The organism is Vibrio nomapromontoriensis, assembly GCF_050337205.1.
GTDB classification, from domain to species: domain Bacteria; phylum Pseudomonadota; class Gammaproteobacteria; order Enterobacterales; family Vibrionaceae; genus Vibrio; species Vibrio nomapromontoriensis.
Genome location: NZ_JAKJSS010000009.1, coordinates 205,337 through 222,849 on the forward strand (window position 1 = coordinate 205,337; position 17,513 = coordinate 222,849).

Genomic DNA, 17,513 nt, shown 5'->3' on the forward strand with positions numbered 1-17,513 from the left:
ATTTTAATGAGTGATAGTGTCCCATAGGTAGACCGACAATTAAACGTGTGTTGATAAATATAATAACGGCCTGTTGCTAAATAGCACGACCGTGCTAAATTAAAGGCAATGATTCGACATGAGGTGAAAATGAGTAAGGGCAAACTAACCAAAGAACATATTCTTTGTCAGGCTTTTGAATTAGCGAGCCGAGAGGGGTTAGAGAGCCTAACTATTGGCGAGCTTGCCAAGCAGTGTGGCCTGTCAAAAAGTGGTTTGTTTTCGCATTTTAACTCGAAGACGAATCTACAAGTTGCCGTAGTAGAATACGCTGAAGTTACATTTCAGGCGCGTGTGATTGGTCCAGTTAGAGCCTGCGAATACCAACACATTCGGCTGAAAATTAATCACTTAATTGATAATTGGATAAGCTGGAACCAGTCGTTTCAAGGAAGCTGCATGTTTATTGATGCATGGCGTGATAGCCAGCAGGATGATTTGCAATCGGCATTGCGTAGTACGATTCATCGCTGGATAAACTACTTAACGATTCAAATTGAAAAAGGAATGGCAAGCGGTGAATTTAAAGCGGATTTGGATCCAAAGCAGGCAACGTTTGAACTCTACGGGCAGTATCTGAGTGCTCATGTGTTTTATTCACTTGTCGGTGAGCAGGAGAGCAGCCAGCGTTTTAGTAAAAGTGTTGAACGTTTGATGGATTCTTGGATGGATGATTCGAGAAATTAAATGGTTCAGAGGTTAATCATTCACGAGAAAATATTTACCACAAAAAAGCACGATCGTACGAATCGAGAGAAAGGAAGTGAGTCATGAGCGACAAAATCTATTTCAACACATCAAAAAAATTTAGTTTTAAGAAGCGACTGGTGAATCTTACCACTCGCACGCATCATAAATTGGCACCGAACCATGCGAAAAATATCGCGAAAAAGTTGTTGTTAACGCCAGTGCGATCTAAGCCAAAAAATGCTCAACCTGATGGGTTGGTTGTCGCGGATGTTGTCACGCGTGAAGGGGTTCTAAAAACGTATCGTTTGGGTCAGGGACCTGTGTGGATTTTGACGCATGGCTGGTCTGGTACGGCAAGCCAGTTCTATCCATTGATGGAGTATATTGCTCAGCAAGGTTATACCGCTTTAGCGTACGATCACCCTGCCCATGGAGAAAGTGAAGGTCAGTATGGGCATATTCCAGCTTTCATTGGTGGTTTAGAAGGACTTTTGGACAGTGAGGGCGATGTCGCGGGTTTGGTTGGGCATAGTATGGGAACTGCTGCAGCGCTTGAGTGTAAACATGCAAAGCTGGTGGATAAACCTTTATTGCTTATCGCCCCTGTCTTGGATTATGTCGATAACTTGTTTGGTAGTGTCGCTCGATCGGGTTACTCAATGCGCCTTTTTGAAGCGGTGGTTGGGGACATAGAAGACCAGTATCGCTACCCAATTCAATCTATTGATCCTTATCAGAAACTGTCACGTCGGCAAGCCGAAACTATTATTGTTCACGATAAGAAGGACAAATTTACCAAGTACGATGTGTCAGAAAAGGCATCAAAAGAAATGGATCGCGTCACTTTAGTGACGACTCAAGGTCAGGGGCACGGTCGAGTGATGCAATGCCAAGAAACAAAAGAAAGTTTTGGCCGATTACTGGCTAGTATACCTATTCCTATGTCGTGATCGCGAATTGCGTAGTGCTTAAAAAATGAACAGGGATAACGTGTTAGGTGAACTTGTTGCAAATATATCCGTATTGTTGATGTGGTTAACAGATTGATAAATTTGTATTATGCGCTTGATTGGCTATGTGGGATCATGATTTGGTTCCGCAAGTCTTAACAATCGAGAATCAGCGCTTTGCCCCGATTTTAATTTTTATAATGGGCATGGTTAGCGTAAATGATCGCACTTAGATGCCGGTTTTTATTGAGAACTTGTGGTTTTGGGGAATTCACCCCGGGGGACTCCACCCCAGTTAACAAAAGGAAGCCATAATAATGAATAGAAACGATAGTGTCCCTTTGCCCTCTAACACCCGAGAATGGTTTTTAAACCGCAACAGCCTGATTATTCTTGCAGATATCGCGCTGTTTTTTGTCCTTTATAAAACTCTGCCATTTGACCCTAATGTGGTGCTTGGAATCAGTATCCTTGCCTTCATTGCTGTGCTCTGGCTGACGGAAGCGCTGCATGTGACCGTCACTGCAATACTCGTCCCTATCATCGCGGTCTTGTTTGGAGTGTTTGATACTCAGACTGCGCTAAATAACTTTGCCAACTCCATCATATTCTTGTTCTTAGGTGGCTTTGCGCTTGCCGCTGCGATGCACCGACAGGGATTGGATAAAGTGATCGCCGATAAAGTACTGGTCCTTGCCAAAGGGCGGATGAGCGTCGCGGTCTTTATGCTATTTGGTGTGACTGCAGTGCTGTCGATGTGGATCAGTAATACGGCGACAGCGGCGATGATGTTGCCATTGGTATTAGGTGTACTTAGTAAAGTTAATGAAGAAAGTGGCCACAATACTTATGTGTTTGTTTTATTAGGTATTGCTTACAGTGCCAGTATTGGTGGTATTGCAACCATGGTCGGTAGCCCTCCTAACGCGATTGCTGCGGCTGAAGTCGGGTTAACGTTTACCGATTGGATGAAGTTTGGCTTGCCTACGGCGATGATCTTATTACCAATTGCGTTGGCGGTACTCTTTGCCGTGTTGAAGCCAAAACTAGACGGTGAATTCGAAATTAATCATCAAGCGGTAGAGTGGGATAAAGGTAAAATTGTTACGTTACTTATTTTTGCCTTAACCGTTTTCTTTTGGATTTTTAGTAAGCCTATCAATGCCATGATTGGTGGTTACGCGAAGTTTGACACTATTGTCGCATTGGGGGCGATCATCGCGGTGAACTTTGCTCGCGTCGTTCATTGGAAAGACATCGAAAAGACAGCTGACTGGGGCGTGTTATTGCTCTTCGGTGGTGGTATTTGCCTAAGTAATGTCTTGAAAGCGACGGGGACCAGCGTCTTTTTAGCTAATGAACTGAGTGATCTCATTTCTCAATTCGGGTTATTGCTGATTATTTTTGTCATCGCAGCATTTGTGGTGTTCTTGACTGAATTTGCCAGCAATACAGCCAGTGCGGCATTGCTCATCCCTGTCTTTGCGGGGGTGGCTGAAGCCTTTGGGTTATCACCTGTTGTGCTATCTGTACTTATCGCTGTCGCTGCGTCGTGTGCATTTATGCTGCCCGTTGCCACGCCTCCTAATGCGATAGTTTTCGCTTCTGGTCACATCAAGCAGCAGGAAATGATGAAGATTGGTATTTTGCTAAACATCGCTTGTATTATGGCTTTGACGGTCATTGTCATGATGTTCTGGGCGTAGGGGCTCAAATCCTCCTCTTATTGGTTAGTCAGTAAGAGGAAAAGCGACTGACTATTGGCACTCTTGTTTACAAATAGTGTGCTTGACGTTAGTCGCTTTGATATTTTCCTAATGGTCTTGAAAGTTACCTTATTAGCTTGGCGATAACACCTTGGAGCTGTTCGAAAATGACGTTAGCACCAATAGCAGATAAGTGAATGCCATCATTTTGATAGAGCGCCGTATGACCATGCTCTCGTGCATAGGCTTCAAACGCTTGATAAATATCCACCACTTCAATGCCGAACGGGCCGTGCCCATACATAGTGACTAACCGTTTGCTGTGTTCTGTACTTAATGCTTCGATCGCATCTCGAATACGGGTAACCGTTGCCTGTTGGTGAGAAAATAGTGGTAATGATCCAACAGGGTCAATAGGTGAGGTAATCATGACAACAGGTTGAATATTATGATGTTGCGCTTGCGCAATCATCGAGTTGTAATTGCAGGCAACTTCATTAATTGGCGTATCCCAGTTTAGGTCGTTTAGACCACCGAAAATCACAACAATATCGGGTTGTTGTTCGATAACTTGTTGTTGAAATCGTGACAGCATTCCTGTCGTGGTGTCACCTGGAATTCCTAGGTTGGTAAATTGACCCTCGGGAAATGTAGACGCTAGGGAGTCAGACCAGTTTTGTCTTTCAGTCAGTCCCCAGCCTGCCGTTAGGCTATCACCAAGTAAGGCTATTTTTCTCATTCTTATATGTCCTTATTGTCCTGTGCTCGTTGAGATAACGACCTATACCACGCTATAGGGAATGTGATGGTGAAAAGTCTGGATTGAAAAAGCCGCTTTTTAAAGCGGCTTTCCGGTATATCTTAGCGGCAGAGCTAGTGTTGACTCACGTATTCCTTAAAGCGAGCTTTCGTTTCATCATCTGCTTTGTTGTACCAAAAGATGAGCATTTCTTCAGCGGTGGTGTCGCCAGCGGGTGCATTAACATTGGCGGGTAAAGTAGCAGGGGTAGCCGCTGCAGTTACCGCGACAGCACCTGTAGCGGCAATCGCTGCTACGCCGCCCTTGCGGTTATAATCTTCAGCTTCACGGCTGTAATCACGGCCAATTTGCATGCCATCTTTAATGAGTACATCTTGTTCTACGGCAATTACGTTTCCTTGCTCATCCTTTAATGTCCACGCAAACGCATCGATATCTTTTTTAGCTTGTCGCTCGTTTTGATAACTTGGGACTTCGAGTGTGAGCGTGGTGTTGCTTGCGTCAAATCGTGCAATCACCGCTTTACTTGGTACGCTGACGCGTTCTTCTCGATTAACGTCAAAATACGGTTCAAAACGGAATACGATTTGATTGGTGCCGTCAGGAAGTATTGCCGTTTTTCCTGAGGAGAAAAAACCGTTTGACTTAGTGTCGGCTTCGCCAGCATTGACGGATAGTAGGTCAACAGAATCAGGAATGTTTATTGTTACGTCAGCAATAGCGAATGTGCTGCAGCTTGCCAAAAGAGCGCAGGAAAGAATGTTAAGTGCTTTCATTATGGTGTGTCCTTCAAGGATTATTCTCAATAGTTTAGCGCATCTTAGCTTGCCCTCATTGCATAATGAATGCAATGAGTTACTGATGGAATGAAAATAATTTGACAGAAGTTGCTTCTATTTACTCGCTGCTGCTTTGTATGTCGGGTAACGGATAGATATTGTCATACATAAGATTGAAGAAATATGAGTAAAACAGCGCAATTACGACAAAGCCGATGTCAGTCACGATCGCGTCGATAAGCGATATATTTAACGACCAAGCCAATAATGGGATGGTAGTAAAGAGTAAACCGAACTCAAAAAGTATGGCGTGGATAACACGCTGAGTACTGCTTTTATCAGTTGAACCGTTCAGCCGATAAAGAACAGCATCAAACAAATAATTGTAGATAAAATTCCATAGCATCGCGATTGCCGATAACGCCACCGCGGTTATGGTTGCGGTTTCCGCACTGGCACCAAATATAAACATGCATATTGGCGCCGCAAGTAGTAGTAGAAATAGTTCAAATAATATCGTGTGCCTTAATCTATCTGCGGGAGTCCGCATTGCTTTCCTTGTTTCCATTTACTCGATCTCTGTCACAATTCAAAATATTTTGTAAAGACTATACGATTTGTTTAACACTTGGAAGGAGAAAGTATCTATTTTTCGAATTGGTCGGAGGTGTGATTGCTCTAATGGTGGAGGGTTTATCTATGTTACTGTATAATAAGGGATTAATTTAATTTTCCCTATATATGAAACAGGGGGTGGCTATTGATGTGGTGAATTATTAATCGCATTATAGCTTAACCCCTAACCTTTTGTGGGATTACCTATATGCATTGTTAATGGGTCGGCTTTATCTACGGATGGTATTTTAGTAGCATCTTCGTCGCCTATAGCTTTGGCACACACAAAAGGTACTGTTTAGGTATAAGTACCACGAAGAAAGGAATCTCAGTGTGGTACGTAACGAACACGACTAATCGAGATTTCTGTGCATACATTCCTTATCAAGACTTCACTGCTATCCCTCTCTCTCATTACTCTTGCGACTTCTGTCTGGGCAGAAGATGCCGCAAAGGTTGAAAATCATGCTGCCGAGAGTCGAGAGCCCACACTACAAAATAAAGGTGCAAATAGCACGCCTTCGCAAGAACTTGCTAGCCATCAGCCTCAGTTAGCAGGTGAAGAAGCCCTACCAGATAGAAAGTTTGCAGCATTTCCTGTTCCGATTACTGATGATGCATTAGGGGTTGGTCTTGGAGTTAATGCGATGTATTTGCATGACCGAGCGGAAGGGGCAACAAACCCTTCTACCAGTATGTTTTATGGTCAGTATACTGATTCTGGCAGTGGCATGGCGATCGTTGGGCATGAACATGTTTTTGCGCATGATGCATGGCGTGCTGGATTTTGGGCGGGGCATTTTAGTTTGAATTTAAAATACACTGGCCGAGTCGGGATGCAATTACCAAAAGCTGCAAAATATTCAAGCTACTCGAATTTTGTCTATGGTGAAGTTCGTAAGCAGATTATCGATGACTTGTATTTTGGTGTTCAAGGGCTATGGAGTGGCGGCAATGCAGACTTAAAAGAAAAAGCGACGGCGGAAGAAAAGCGCGAATTTGAACGTCAAATGAGTGGCAATAATAGTGCCGTTGGTTTTCTAATGACCTACGATTCTCGTGACAACATGATGGGAGCGAGTCAGGGTTTAAATGTCGACTTGAGCACATTACATTACTCTAAAGATAGCCGTACAGGTAAGCGTTTTGATAGATTAGACGCAGAAATTAGTCAGTACTTTCCAGTGGGTGAGGATGTGTTCGCTTATCGAGTTATTGGTAAAGAAATGCTTGGAGACACTCCGGAATATGAATTCGTCACACCGGATTTACGAGGCGCTGATTGGAATAAATATCGTGGTAGTGCGATGTATCAGGCTGAAGTTGAATACCGCCGTAAGTTCTCAACATTATGGAGTGGCGTGGCTTTTGCTGGTGTTGCAATGGTTAAGAATGAGTATAAAGGGGCGTTATATAGTGTGAAATCAGACGTTATCCCGAGTGCAGGGGTGGGTGTTCGCTATTTGTTGAACGCAAAAGAACGATTTTCGATAGGTGCTGATGTGGCTGTGTCTAAAATGGGCAACACGAGTTTCTATATTCGATTTGGTGAAGCGTTTTAATTGATTCATCCCTCCGATTAATTGAGTTTGTCGGTTGTATTAGTTCGAGTTATAAGTTTGGTGCAATTATTGTGCTATTGTTTTACGATTGACATGGTTATTAATAAGTGATTCAAAGGGTTGAATATGCTGAATATTGAGCAGCTAGTGGCATTTGTTGCAGCCGCAGAACAAGGTTCTTTTTCTGCAGCGGCGAGACATCTCGGAAAAAGCCAAAGCTCGGTAAGTATTGGAGTGAATAATCTCGAGGTTGATCTCGGCATTACGCTGTTCGATAGAAGTACTAAGTATCCCAAGCTCACCCCTCAAGGGGAGCGGATGCTTTCACAGGCAAAAGTGCTGTTGCGACAAGCAGAGCGAATTCGCAATTACTCCCGAGCAAGTGTAGAGAATGTCGAAGATACGTTAAGAATTGCTATTGATCCGCTACTGCCATTTAGCTTGCTTGAGTCCGCGATTGAGAAAATGTCACAACGGTTTCCATTTACTCATGTGGATGTATCTCGCCTCGGTGCTCATCAGCTTACGGCCGCAATTTCTAATGACGATATCGAACTTGGATTCAATATCGCAGCTGACGCGGTGCCAGAGGGTTTAGATTTTGTCTCTATTGCTAATATTGAGTGGGTATGTATTTGCAGCCCAGACTCTATTTTTGCTGATATGACGCAAGTGAGTAATGAAACCTTAATCGGCGAAAGACAAATTGTTTGTCGTAGCATGATGCAAAACCCGGTGTTGAACGCTCAAGGTGCGTTTTCACAAGATATTTGGCAAGCAGACGATCAAGAAGACGTGATTAAGCTGGTTGAACAGGGAATTGGCTGGGCTATCGTGCCGAAAGATTTCATTGTTGAAAAGCAAGCATTAGGCACATTGATCGACTTCAGACCAGAATTCCAACGCTATGAAATGCTGAACTCCGCGGATGTGCTTTGGAAGTCAAACGCACGATTAGGGCCGGCTGCAAAGTACCTTTGTGAAATGCTCGGCGTGTTCTAGTTTAATTTCCTCCCTATTGACGCATAGAAAGACTTATCAGAAGAACTGATAAGTCTTTGCTGTTTTATGGTTAGCCTTAGCTATTCAGTCCCATCATTTCTTTACAGAAACCAGCACTCATCCTAATGGCAGAAGGCAAACGACGTGATTACTGGTAAAAACAGACGATATTACGTCCTTTTAGTTTTGCTTGTGTTAACGCTTGCTTGGCTCGACTATTCACTGCGTCAGGCGTATCTGCCACTCCTGCAGTACCAATTTCTGTGGCACCAATAGTAATGGATGTTTGTATCCATTTATCATGCATATAGAGTGGTTGTTTCTCAACTAATTGTCGCAACCAGTCCAATTGTTTTTCTGCGTCGTCTCTACTACTGGCGTCAAAGAGTAAAGCAAAGCCGCCATTCTCATCACGAGCAAGACAAATGGCATTTGGCTTTTTGAAGTTACGCTTAATCATATCGGCGACGTACAAAATGACAGCGTCTCCTAGCATATTGCCGTGCTGCTGGTTAATGTCACTAAGTCCCTTGATATCAATTAAAGCAAAAACTGCGTTACTATTTCGGAAATGTAACAGGATCGCATTGCGCATGGTTTGTTTGTTGTTGAGCCCCGTTAAGGCGTCTTTACTGTGTAGTTTTTGGAACAACAGTAAATTTGACAAGGCAACTTCAGAAAAATCTCTAATAGCACGCAACACTCCCCCAAATGCGAAGAATGAGCTCTTAAGGTAAATAACGCCTATTAATGTTTCTCTTTGATACAAAGGTAAGGTGTAGTGACGACCTCTAATTTGTAGTTTTTGGGCGACAATATCTAACTTTGTATTATATGAATAGTTGAGTTCTCTACGCGTTAACACCGTTGGTAAGACGTCCGTATGATGGATGACCTGACTATTGCCGTGAAAATCGATAGTCTTAAAGTTACTAGACTCACTGTCATAGAGGCAAAGTTGTACGCCTTTATGAAAGGTAAACTGGTTAAACACTGACTTAAGATCTTGTTTAAATTTAGAAATGTCAGATGAGGTGTTGAGTTTTGCCAGTGATTTATTGAGCTGGAAAGTAATATAGTTAATGGAAAGTATCAAAAATAGCAGTGATAGCAACACGATAGCGGTCAATGATATTTGGTACGAGGTGAAGAGGATATCTGCTCGGTTGGTGCCCGACACAAACACCCAGTTCATTGGATTATGCGCATCAAAAACGCTGACTTTGTATTGGCCATTATAATAATACTCGTAGGTGCCCCGTTTTTCTTCTTGGTTGAGTCGCTGTTTGAGTCCGCCAGTAAAGCCGATAGAGGGCGATGCGACTTGTAAGGGATTAGAGTAGTGTTCGTAGGTTCCTCGCTTTTCCGCGAGATCTAATTGCGCTTTTAATCCGCCAGCATAGCTAATGGAAGGTGAACCAATTCGTAATGGGTTTGGATGGAATACTAGGCGCCCAGTTTCGGCATCAATGACAAACACGTAGCCATTCTTTAACGTTTTTAAGTTCGCCAAGTATTGGGTCGTGTGTTGGACATCAAATTCTATCCATACTTCGTTCTCATTGACGTTGTTCGCTTGTTTAATTGCAAAGACCCAAAAACCATTTTCCTTTTGATAAATACTGGATACCGCGTAAGTCTTAGAGGTCGCTTTGTACTCATGCCATTGGATAGTACTAATGATGTTTGAGGAAATAGGTGCTCCGTTCACCGGTTGATAGAGTTTGCTACTGGGATTAAAGCGCACAACATTTTTATATAGGTAAGTATTAGAGAGAACGTCGTTAGCTAACGCATTAAAATGAGAAGAATTAGCGTTATTTTGCAATAGGTCTACCTTGCCAAATGTGGCTTCAATTTGTGCCCAAACTAACGCCGATGCCATTTTAACATTGGATTGAGATTGTTCTATCGCGAGATCTTGCGAGCGTTGATATTGTTGATAGGAGACGAAAAATAGGGTAGCAATAAGAGCAAAGCAAAATGGACGAAATACCCGTAATAATAATTTTGGTAAAAACATATACTATTCAACTGATTGAGCAAGTACCTGATATTACTATTGGTAGTCGGTATTTTTCAAAGGAATATTACACTTTTCGATGACATTACTACTTTGTTTTGTTCATTAAAACAAAAGAGTCTAAAATTTAGACTCTTTTGTTGAAATTAAATAATATTCTTATTGGCTAGGTGAAAAATATAATATTGCCATCGACATCGGCGCTTGCAAAATTTCACCTTCAGCATGTCCTACTTCAGATTCCGCAATGTGGGTATCACAAATAGTTTTCCAGCATTGATTTCTGTCGTTGGGGAGCGAAAAGCGTGCAGGTGCTTTGGTTTGGTTAATTAAATAGAGCATTTCATCGCCGTCTTTGCCTATCCCAAGGTGAAGAGCGACACTGCTTAGTCGATTCCAATCTTCCATGCTCATTAACTTACCGTCTACACGGCTCCAAAATATTCGGTTGTTGTTGCGGTTTTCTCCGCTGAACGCTCGAATAAACGGCACCATGTATTGTTGACGGGCAACGATCATATTTGCGAGCCAAGTTTTAAAGTGCTGTTTGGCTGTGCTTTGCTCCCAATTTAACCAGCTTAATTCGTTATCTTGACAGTAAGCGTTATTATTGCCTTTCTGAGAGTGAGACAGGACATCGGCCGTCAAAATGTGCGGGATACCAAAAGAAAATAACAGCGTTGCCATAAAGTTTCGCTTTTGCTTTTCCCTAGTAGCTAAAATGATCGGGTTATCAGTCGCGCCTTCAACGCCATAATTGTCGGAGCGATTATCACCATGACCATCACGATTATTTTCACCATTGGCTTCGTTGTGCTTATGCTTATAAGAAACGAGATCTTGCATGGTAAAACCGTCGTGATAAGTGATGTAATTGACGGTGAGCTTATATGGCCAATTAGCAGCACTGTATAGGTCGCGAGAGCCCATAATACGCGTCGCAAACTCTTTCAAATACCCTTGATCCCCACGCCAAAAGCTACGCGTGATATCACGCAGGCGGTCGTTACATTCATTCCAGCCAAATGGAAAATTGCCCACTTGATAGCCATTTGGTCCAATGTCCCACGGTTCGGCGATGAGTTTTGTTTGTTTCAGAGTTGGGTCTTGAGCGACAGCCCTAAAAAATGCCGCATCTTGGTTAAAGTTGTCACCATTTCGCCCTAATGTCGCCGCAAGATCGAAGCGGAATCCGTCAACTTTAAACTCTTCTACCCAATACCGAAGTGTGTCCATAACAAGATTCAGCGCCGGCTGATAGTTAAGATCAACGGTATTGCCGCAACCAGTAAAGTTGGCGAAGTATTCACCATGTTTGAGGTAAAATTGGTGATCCAGTGCTTTCAGGTTGAAGACTGGGCCATTATCGCCACTTTCCGCAGTGTGGTTGTAAACTACATCCAAAATAACTTCAATGCCGTGCTGGTGAAGCGTTCGAATGGCAGTTTTTAGCTCAATAACGGCATCATCGTTTGCATATCTTGGGTCGGGCGCCATAAATACGTAAGGGTTGTAGCCCCAGTAATTGACCTTATCCATATCGAGCAGGTGAGGTTCATGCATGCATGCTGCGACGGGTAATAATTGCAGTGAGGTTATGTTTTGCTCGCGATAAAACGCCAACATATCGTCACTAATGAGCCCTAAATACTTCCCTTGATGTTCTTTGGGTACGCGCTCATTGAGTTTGGTTAGCCCTTTTACATGAGTTTCAAACAAAATCATCTCTTCACGAGGGATTCGCGGTGACGTTGAGTCTTGCCAATCAAAGTTATCGTCAACGACGATACATTTCGGCAATAGTGAGCTCTTGGAATCATCGAAAGGAGGAATGTAATGCAGGGGCTTATCCAGTGCTTTTGCATAAGGATCGGAGATAAACTGAAGTGAATCTGACTTCTCGATAACGAAATTGTAACGTTGACCCGCATTTATCCCCTCAACGCGAGTGTATTTGATACTTGCATATTCTTCATCGAGAGAGAATAGCTGATAGGAATCATCGCCATTAAATATCGCCAGCTTGATTTGTTCACAATCTGGCGCATGAATAGCAAAATTACATCCCTTGCTATCTAAAGAAGCCCCTAAAGGGTAAGGACTTGACTGAATTTTTGTCATAAGCGTTATTTTACTTTTTAGTTGTTGCTGACAGTATTTGTTTTTAACAGTTAATAGGTTTGTCAACTTTAGGTCAAGCCTAGATCACAGAAATTTAAATGTAATTTTATTTCACTAATTTTGCGAATTCGTTAAGAAAAGTGACATAAAGCGTACTTTGCGCGTCAATACATTACCAATATCCATACTACTCCCCCCTAAATATGTGATCAGGGCAAAAGAAACGACGTACGGTTATTTTTCTCATCCTCTCTCATCCCCCCCTTTATAAAACTAAGGTGGAGGACGTGTTTCACCTATGACTTCGTTAATGTTCATTTCGTTCAATGAACTCGGGACCCTAAAACCGATATTTCAAGTGTTGAGGGCGTGGTACTGCCTCCATAGCCCTCGACAAGAATGAATATAACAATAAGTTAAACGGAGTTTTCTAATGAAAAAAGTAAGTGTAATCGCTGCTGCAGTGGTTGGTGTACTAGCGTCAGGTTCCGCTTTTGCGGGTGATTTACAATTCAATGGTTACATGCGTGCAGGTATCGGCATGAATGCTGATGGTGGCGCGGCTGCTTCATATGGTAACGGCGGTAGCGGTCACGCTGTTGGTCGTCTTGGTGATGAGGTTGATACTTACGCTGAGATTGGCTTAGGTAAAGAAGTGTACAACGAAGGTAATACGGCGTTCTCAATCTATACACGTATGTCTTATGCGACCAAAGAAGGTAACGTTGACCGTCAGGGTAACTCAATGCAACGTGTTGGCGATGGCGGTCCTTGGGACAGCGGTAATACATCCCTTCGTGAAGCCTATGCTAAAGGCGATTTTGAGAATTACACCATTTGGGCGGGTAAGCGTTTTTACCAACGTAAAGATATTCACATTCTAGATTTCTATTACTTGAATAACTCAGGTTACGGTGCCGGTGTTGAAAATATTGATACAGGTATCGGTAATTTCTCTGCTGCAATTACATCGTCTGCGGAAGATTGGCAAGGCGACTACAGTTGTGGCTTAGGAGGCGTAAATGGTAATGGTGACTGCGTAGGTGATAATTGGAAGCGTGCTTATAAAGCAGATTTCCGTCTAGCGGGTATTGAAGCAAACAAAGATGGCTCTATTGATTTAGGTTTCATTTACGGGACAACATCGTTAACTGATGCTCAGAAAGATTCAGCAAATGCAGGCTCTGCAGGGGATGGCGATCTGGCTGACAACAACGGCATGCTATTAACGTTTGAACATACTCAAGGTAACTTCTTTGGTGGTTTCAACAAGTTTATCGTTCAGTATGGCACTGATGGTCTAGCGGTTGGTGGTTTTGATAACCACGCTGGTGAAGGAATGAATGCAGTTGAAGGTACAGGCTATCGTTTCATCGATTGGGGTGTGATTGAGCAAGAAAAATGGAACATGGGTTACTCATTCATCTATGGCTCAAAAGATATCGATAAAACGACATCAAAGACTACTCATCTTGATGGTAAAACCGATTTTTATAACGCGGTTATTCGCCCTGGGTACAAATGGAATGACCATTTAGCGACAGTGCTTGAAGTTGGTTATGCCAATGAAAGACGTACTTCTAGCCTGATGACAACAGATTCAGGTGAGTGGAAAGACCTAACGAAGGTGACACTGGCGCAAGAGTGGAACGCAGGTTCAAACTTCTGGGCTCGTCCTTCTATTCGTGCTTACGTATCACACTACTCGGGTGATAAAGTACAAGAAGATACCAACGGCAATAAAGCAGAAACCATGGTTGGTGTTCAAGTTGAAGCTTGGTGGTAATACGTAACGTATTAGCATAAAAAGTAATACAGCCAGAGTTCTCTGGCTGTATTGATATAACAGAAGTAGGGGTATGTTCATGAAGTTTTGGTGGTTACCGATTTTGACAACAGTTGCGATTGCAGGCTGTTCGAGCACGCAGGAGGTGTCGAACTCTGTCGAGCCTGAGCAACAAGTTGTGACTAGCGTGGATAAAATCAAGTGGATGGACTTGAACTTACCGGTTGATATTGAAGCTAACATAAATGAAAGTTCACAGCTTTTACTTGAAGGTAATAGCGCTGGACCTATCATGGGCTTAGTCGTTGACGGTACTCGTGGTAGTTTAGATATTGAAGTACAAACCTTAGTAGAAAATGAGCAGAGCCTATACGCTTCTTCAGTCAAGATTACCGATAATTTAGGTAACCTATTAGCTGAAAATAATTTCGAACAATTTGAGTATCAGCAAAGCAAAATGCTTGATCCGAATAAGTTCGCGGTGACAATGAATGTCATCCCTAAAATAGGCACAACCAAAATATATATTTTGGTTTACACAACCAAGCAATCATTAGACAGCACCTCAACGGTGACTCATCCCGCGAAGATTTTTGCTGAAACGAAGGGTACAGTCCCTCCAGTAATTCCAGATCCAAGTATCGAACATAGCTTGTATGGCAAGGTTAAAGTTAAAGTTACTGCGAATGATTTTGTGACTCAGCGTGTCGTTAAAGCGCAAGAGTATGTTCCAGAGGCCGCAACCAGTTCGGAATATTATACGTCCGCTATCCAAAAAGCCGTTGCAGAAGACAACATCCCGAAAGCACTCAGCTTACTTGATGAAGCTAAAGCCCTAAATATCGAAGGGGCACAAGAAGTGTTTGTGAAGGCAATTAACAACAAAAAATAGATAGCTTGATATTGTTAAGCCTCGGATAGCGCATGCATCGCCCAAAGCGACTTGTGTTCCGGGGTTTTTTATTGCTTAGAATTATTTACAGGGTCTAGAATTTGTCGCTGGGCAAGGGTTAAAGTGTCGTTTTGGCTTTGGATTGAGTAATTACAGGGGAAAAGATGTAAAACCGTGTGGCGGATCGTCAAAGATGCTTCATTTAATGGTAAACCTGCCGTTACTATAACTAAGTAATTACACTTAATGAGCTTTCTATTTTATGTCGACACTTTCTATCGCTATCGGTGCAACAAGCCTTTCGCTCATTTTGGCGTTTGTTTGGATGTTTTCCTTATCTATTCGAAAAAAGCGATTAGAGCAAGAACGCATTGCACGAGAAGCAGCGTATCGGCGGACGATTGAAAAGGCTCGACAGCAAGAGCGAAAAGATCGAATTTTCAAAGCCGAAACCGGTCATACACCAACCATGCTCTTTTTAGCGAAAGAAGCCGAACGGAAAAACATCCAAGAAGCCTTGTATTGGTATCAAAAAGCCGCGCAGCTAGACAATATCACTGGTATGTATGGCATGGTTCGTTTAAGTGAGTCTAAACGCGAAGATATGGTGCTTCGTGAGCAAGCCAATTACTGGCGTTTGTGCATTGCTGGAGCAGAAGGCGATTTACACGCGAAGTTTGAGGCAGCGAAAGCCTTGGTGTATGGACGAGGTGTGGAGTGCAATATTCCTAAAGGTATTGCGGTGATTGAAGAGGTGGCGCAAGAGGGCAACCTAGAAGCGATGCTTTTTATGGGCGATTGGAGCGTATCACCAGATAACCCGCTGCCTTCCCCAAAGCAATCGACGCAATGGTTCGTGCAAGGCGCAGAGAAACAAAATACAGAAGCCATGACCAAGCTTGGACTTAACTACCTAAAAGGGGTGGGCGTAGAGCAAAGTACTGAACGCGGTTGTTACTGGTTAGAACGAGCGGCGGAAAAAGGCAGCGTAGAAGCGATGTTTTTTGCTGGCGAAGCGTGGCGAGATATTGCGCCTAACGGTGCGGCCATTGCTTATATCTGGCTCTTTATGTCGGCGCATTTAGGGTATGAGCCCGCCAAAGCAGTGCGTGATAGTGTTGGTTCGACACTGGGAGTGGATTCGGTGGTTGGATTGCAGTCGTTGGCAAAACCGGTGCTAAAAAAGCTGCAATTAAGTTCAATGGTCAAGCACTCACTCATCAAAGCCCTGAATAAGCTATATAAACGTCAATTGCCGTTATTTGAATTGGAAGATAAGTTAGGCGAGGAGAGAGAGAATCTGGACAACCCAGCATCTAGTTCCTGCAATGAGAGCCAAATGAGCACGAAACACAATCAAACACCGATGGCTGACGATGATACTTCAGCTCGTGATTTGTCAAAGATGACCTCTGCTGTAGAGCATGAGTCCTCAAGTGAGTCTATAGAACCGAGTTTTTCTAGTAGCTACTCCAATTACCAACAGACATTTGGCAAATAGTCGTCATCAGTGCCCGATAATTGCTAACTACTTAAAATAGTTGACATTCAATCATAATTGAAACAAATTATTTTTCTGTCACTTATCTTGAATCATTTATGATTCATTATTGTGGCCATGTTATATTTTTGGGTTTATTTTGTGTTCAATCAGTCACCTTTCGCTGCTTTTCTTGTGACGCTTATCACTTAAACTTTTCTGTTGACACTTTCATGACATTGCAAGGGAACAAAACAATATTCTGAGCTGCGTTTAGTGTTGCAATCAAGGATGCTTGGCAGTGGCCTTGTTGTTAGCACGTTAAATCTGATGCCGTTGGCATTCCTGTTCTATACGGAGCTTTATCATGAAAACTTTAAAACTGACTCTAGCAGCAACGCTAGTTGCTGCTGTTGCTCTTCCTGCAAGCGCAACTTATGTTGACGTTCGTGGCGCATACAAGACAGAAGCAAAAACTTACGAAACTCGTGTACGTGCGGGTTTTGATTTTGCAGAAGATTGGCAGATCCACCTTGAAGGTACACAAGCTCAAGGTGATAAACTGTTCAGCAATTCTGGTAAAAGCGTTGCAGCATTTGAAACAGAGCTTAACTACAACTGGGCAATCAACGATAACGTTACGTTGACTCCTGGTTTCGTATACTGGAATGGTTCAGACCACACAGAATACCGTCCATACCTAAAAGCGACTTACGCAACAGGTAACTTCTACACGGCAGCACGTTACCGTTACCAAGCGGCGACAAGCAGCAATACTCCAGGTGTTAAAACAAACGACACTAACCAAGTTGACGCTTGGATTGGTTACAACGTTTCTGACTTCAACCTAGAATATAACCCAGCGTACATCAATCAAAAAGATGGCGGCGCATACTCGAACAGCATTGGTACTGACCAAGCTGATACGAAGTGGGAACACACGTTCCAAGTTAAGTACACAGGCTTTGAATCTTGGGCACCGTACGTAGATTATCAAATCCTAGATAAAACGTATCACAACCGCGCTACTCTAGAGAATAAAACAGAAAACCGTATCCGTGCGGGTGTAACGTTTAACTTCTAAGCGTTATTGAATCGCGGTTTACGT

The 17,513-nt window shown here is 43.0% G+C and carries 14 protein-coding genes; 9 read left to right on the plus strand and 5 right to left on the minus strand.

The annotated features are described in order from the left end of the window. Positions 1-129 precede the first annotated feature (129 nt). The 3 genes from L4D05_RS11945 to L4D05_RS11955 all read left to right on the plus strand — a co-directional run bounded on the left by L4D05_RS11945 (position 130) and on the right by L4D05_RS11955 (position 3,385). The gene (locus tag L4D05_RS11945) at positions 130-726 is read left to right on the plus strand and encodes a TetR/AcrR family transcriptional regulator (protein ID WP_428754459.1); all 597 of its coding nucleotides are present in this window, start codon (positions 130-132) and stop codon (positions 724-726) included. Positions 727-809: 83 nt separating this feature from the next. After that, positions 810-1,679, plus strand: a complete 870-nt coding sequence (locus L4D05_RS11950; protein ID WP_428754458.1) for an alpha/beta fold hydrolase — start codon at positions 810-812, stop codon at positions 1,677-1,679. A 317-nt stretch (positions 1,680-1,996) separates the two neighbouring features. Then, positions 1,997-3,385: an SLC13 family permease gene (locus L4D05_RS11955; RefSeq protein ID WP_428754457.1), complete on the plus strand. Its 1,389-nt coding sequence runs from the start codon at positions 1,997-1,999 to the stop codon at positions 3,383-3,385. Positions 3,386-3,509: 124 nt separating this feature from the next. Here L4D05_RS11955 and L4D05_RS11960 read toward each other — a convergent pair whose 3' ends face one another. The 3 genes from L4D05_RS11960 to L4D05_RS11970 all read right to left on the minus strand — a co-directional run bounded on the left by L4D05_RS11960 (position 3,510) and on the right by L4D05_RS11970 (position 5,474). Next, complete coding sequence (locus L4D05_RS11960; protein WP_428794128.1) at positions 3,510-4,124, minus strand: SGNH/GDSL hydrolase family protein; 615 nt, start codon at positions 4,122-4,124, stop codon at positions 3,510-3,512. 134 nt (positions 4,125-4,258) lie between these two features. Next, positions 4,259-4,921: a DUF2057 family protein gene (locus L4D05_RS11965; RefSeq protein WP_428794129.1), complete on the minus strand. Its 663-nt coding sequence runs from the start codon at positions 4,919-4,921 to the stop codon at positions 4,259-4,261. Positions 4,922-5,042: 121 nt separating this feature from the next. Further along, entirely contained in the window at positions 5,043-5,474 is a 432-nt protein-coding gene (locus L4D05_RS11970; RefSeq protein ID WP_428794130.1) for a PACE efflux transporter, read from the minus strand. 433 nt (positions 5,475-5,907) lie between these two features. On the opposite strand from L4D05_RS11970, the gene L4D05_RS11975 reads away from it, so the two are divergent. Beyond that, a complete protein-coding gene (locus L4D05_RS11975) occupies positions 5,908-7,101 on the plus strand; it encodes a BamA/TamA family outer membrane protein (protein ID WP_428794131.1) in 1,194 nt (397 codons plus the stop codon). Between the two features lie 126 nt (positions 7,102-7,227). Beyond that, complete coding sequence (locus L4D05_RS11980; RefSeq protein WP_428794132.1) at positions 7,228-8,103, plus strand: LysR family transcriptional regulator; 876 nt, start codon at positions 7,228-7,230, stop codon at positions 8,101-8,103. A gap of 148 nt (positions 8,104-8,251) precedes the next feature. Here L4D05_RS11980 and L4D05_RS11985 read toward each other — a convergent pair whose 3' ends face one another. Both L4D05_RS11985 and glgX read right to left on the minus strand, forming a co-directional pair. Then, the gene (locus tag L4D05_RS11985) at positions 8,252-10,126 is read right to left on the minus strand and encodes a sensor domain-containing diguanylate cyclase (protein ID WP_428794133.1); all 1,875 of its coding nucleotides are present in this window, start codon (positions 10,124-10,126) and stop codon (positions 8,252-8,254) included. A 159-nt stretch (positions 10,127-10,285) separates the two neighbouring features. Then, positions 10,286-12,247 carry a glycogen debranching protein GlgX gene (gene glgX, locus L4D05_RS11990; protein ID WP_428794134.1) on the minus strand — a complete coding sequence of 654 codons (1,962 nt, stop codon included), beginning with the start codon at positions 12,245-12,247 and terminating at the stop codon, positions 10,286-10,288. Positions 12,248-12,680: 433 nt separating this feature from the next. Between glgX and L4D05_RS11995 the strand changes: the two genes are divergently transcribed. The 4 genes from L4D05_RS11995 (at position 12,681) to L4D05_RS12010 (ending at position 17,489) form a co-directional block, all read left to right on the plus strand. Next, a complete protein-coding gene (locus L4D05_RS11995; RefSeq protein WP_428794135.1) occupies positions 12,681-14,033 on the plus strand; it encodes a carbohydrate porin in 1,353 nt (450 codons plus the stop codon). Positions 14,034-14,112: 79 nt separating this feature from the next. Then, the gene (locus L4D05_RS12000) at positions 14,113-14,925 is read left to right on the plus strand and encodes a MalM family protein (RefSeq protein ID WP_428794136.1); all 813 of its coding nucleotides are present in this window, start codon (positions 14,113-14,115) and stop codon (positions 14,923-14,925) included. Positions 14,926-15,187: 262 nt separating this feature from the next. Further along, positions 15,188-16,426, plus strand: coding sequence for a tetratricopeptide repeat protein (locus tag L4D05_RS12005; protein ID WP_428794137.1), 1,239 nt, complete (start codon positions 15,188-15,190; stop codon positions 16,424-16,426). Between the two features lie 346 nt (positions 16,427-16,772). Continuing rightward, on the plus strand, positions 16,773-17,489 hold the full coding sequence (locus tag L4D05_RS12010; RefSeq protein ID WP_428794138.1) for an oligogalacturonate-specific porin KdgM family protein: 717 nt from the start codon (positions 16,773-16,775) through the stop codon (positions 17,487-17,489). Positions 17,490-17,513 lie beyond the last annotated feature (24 nt).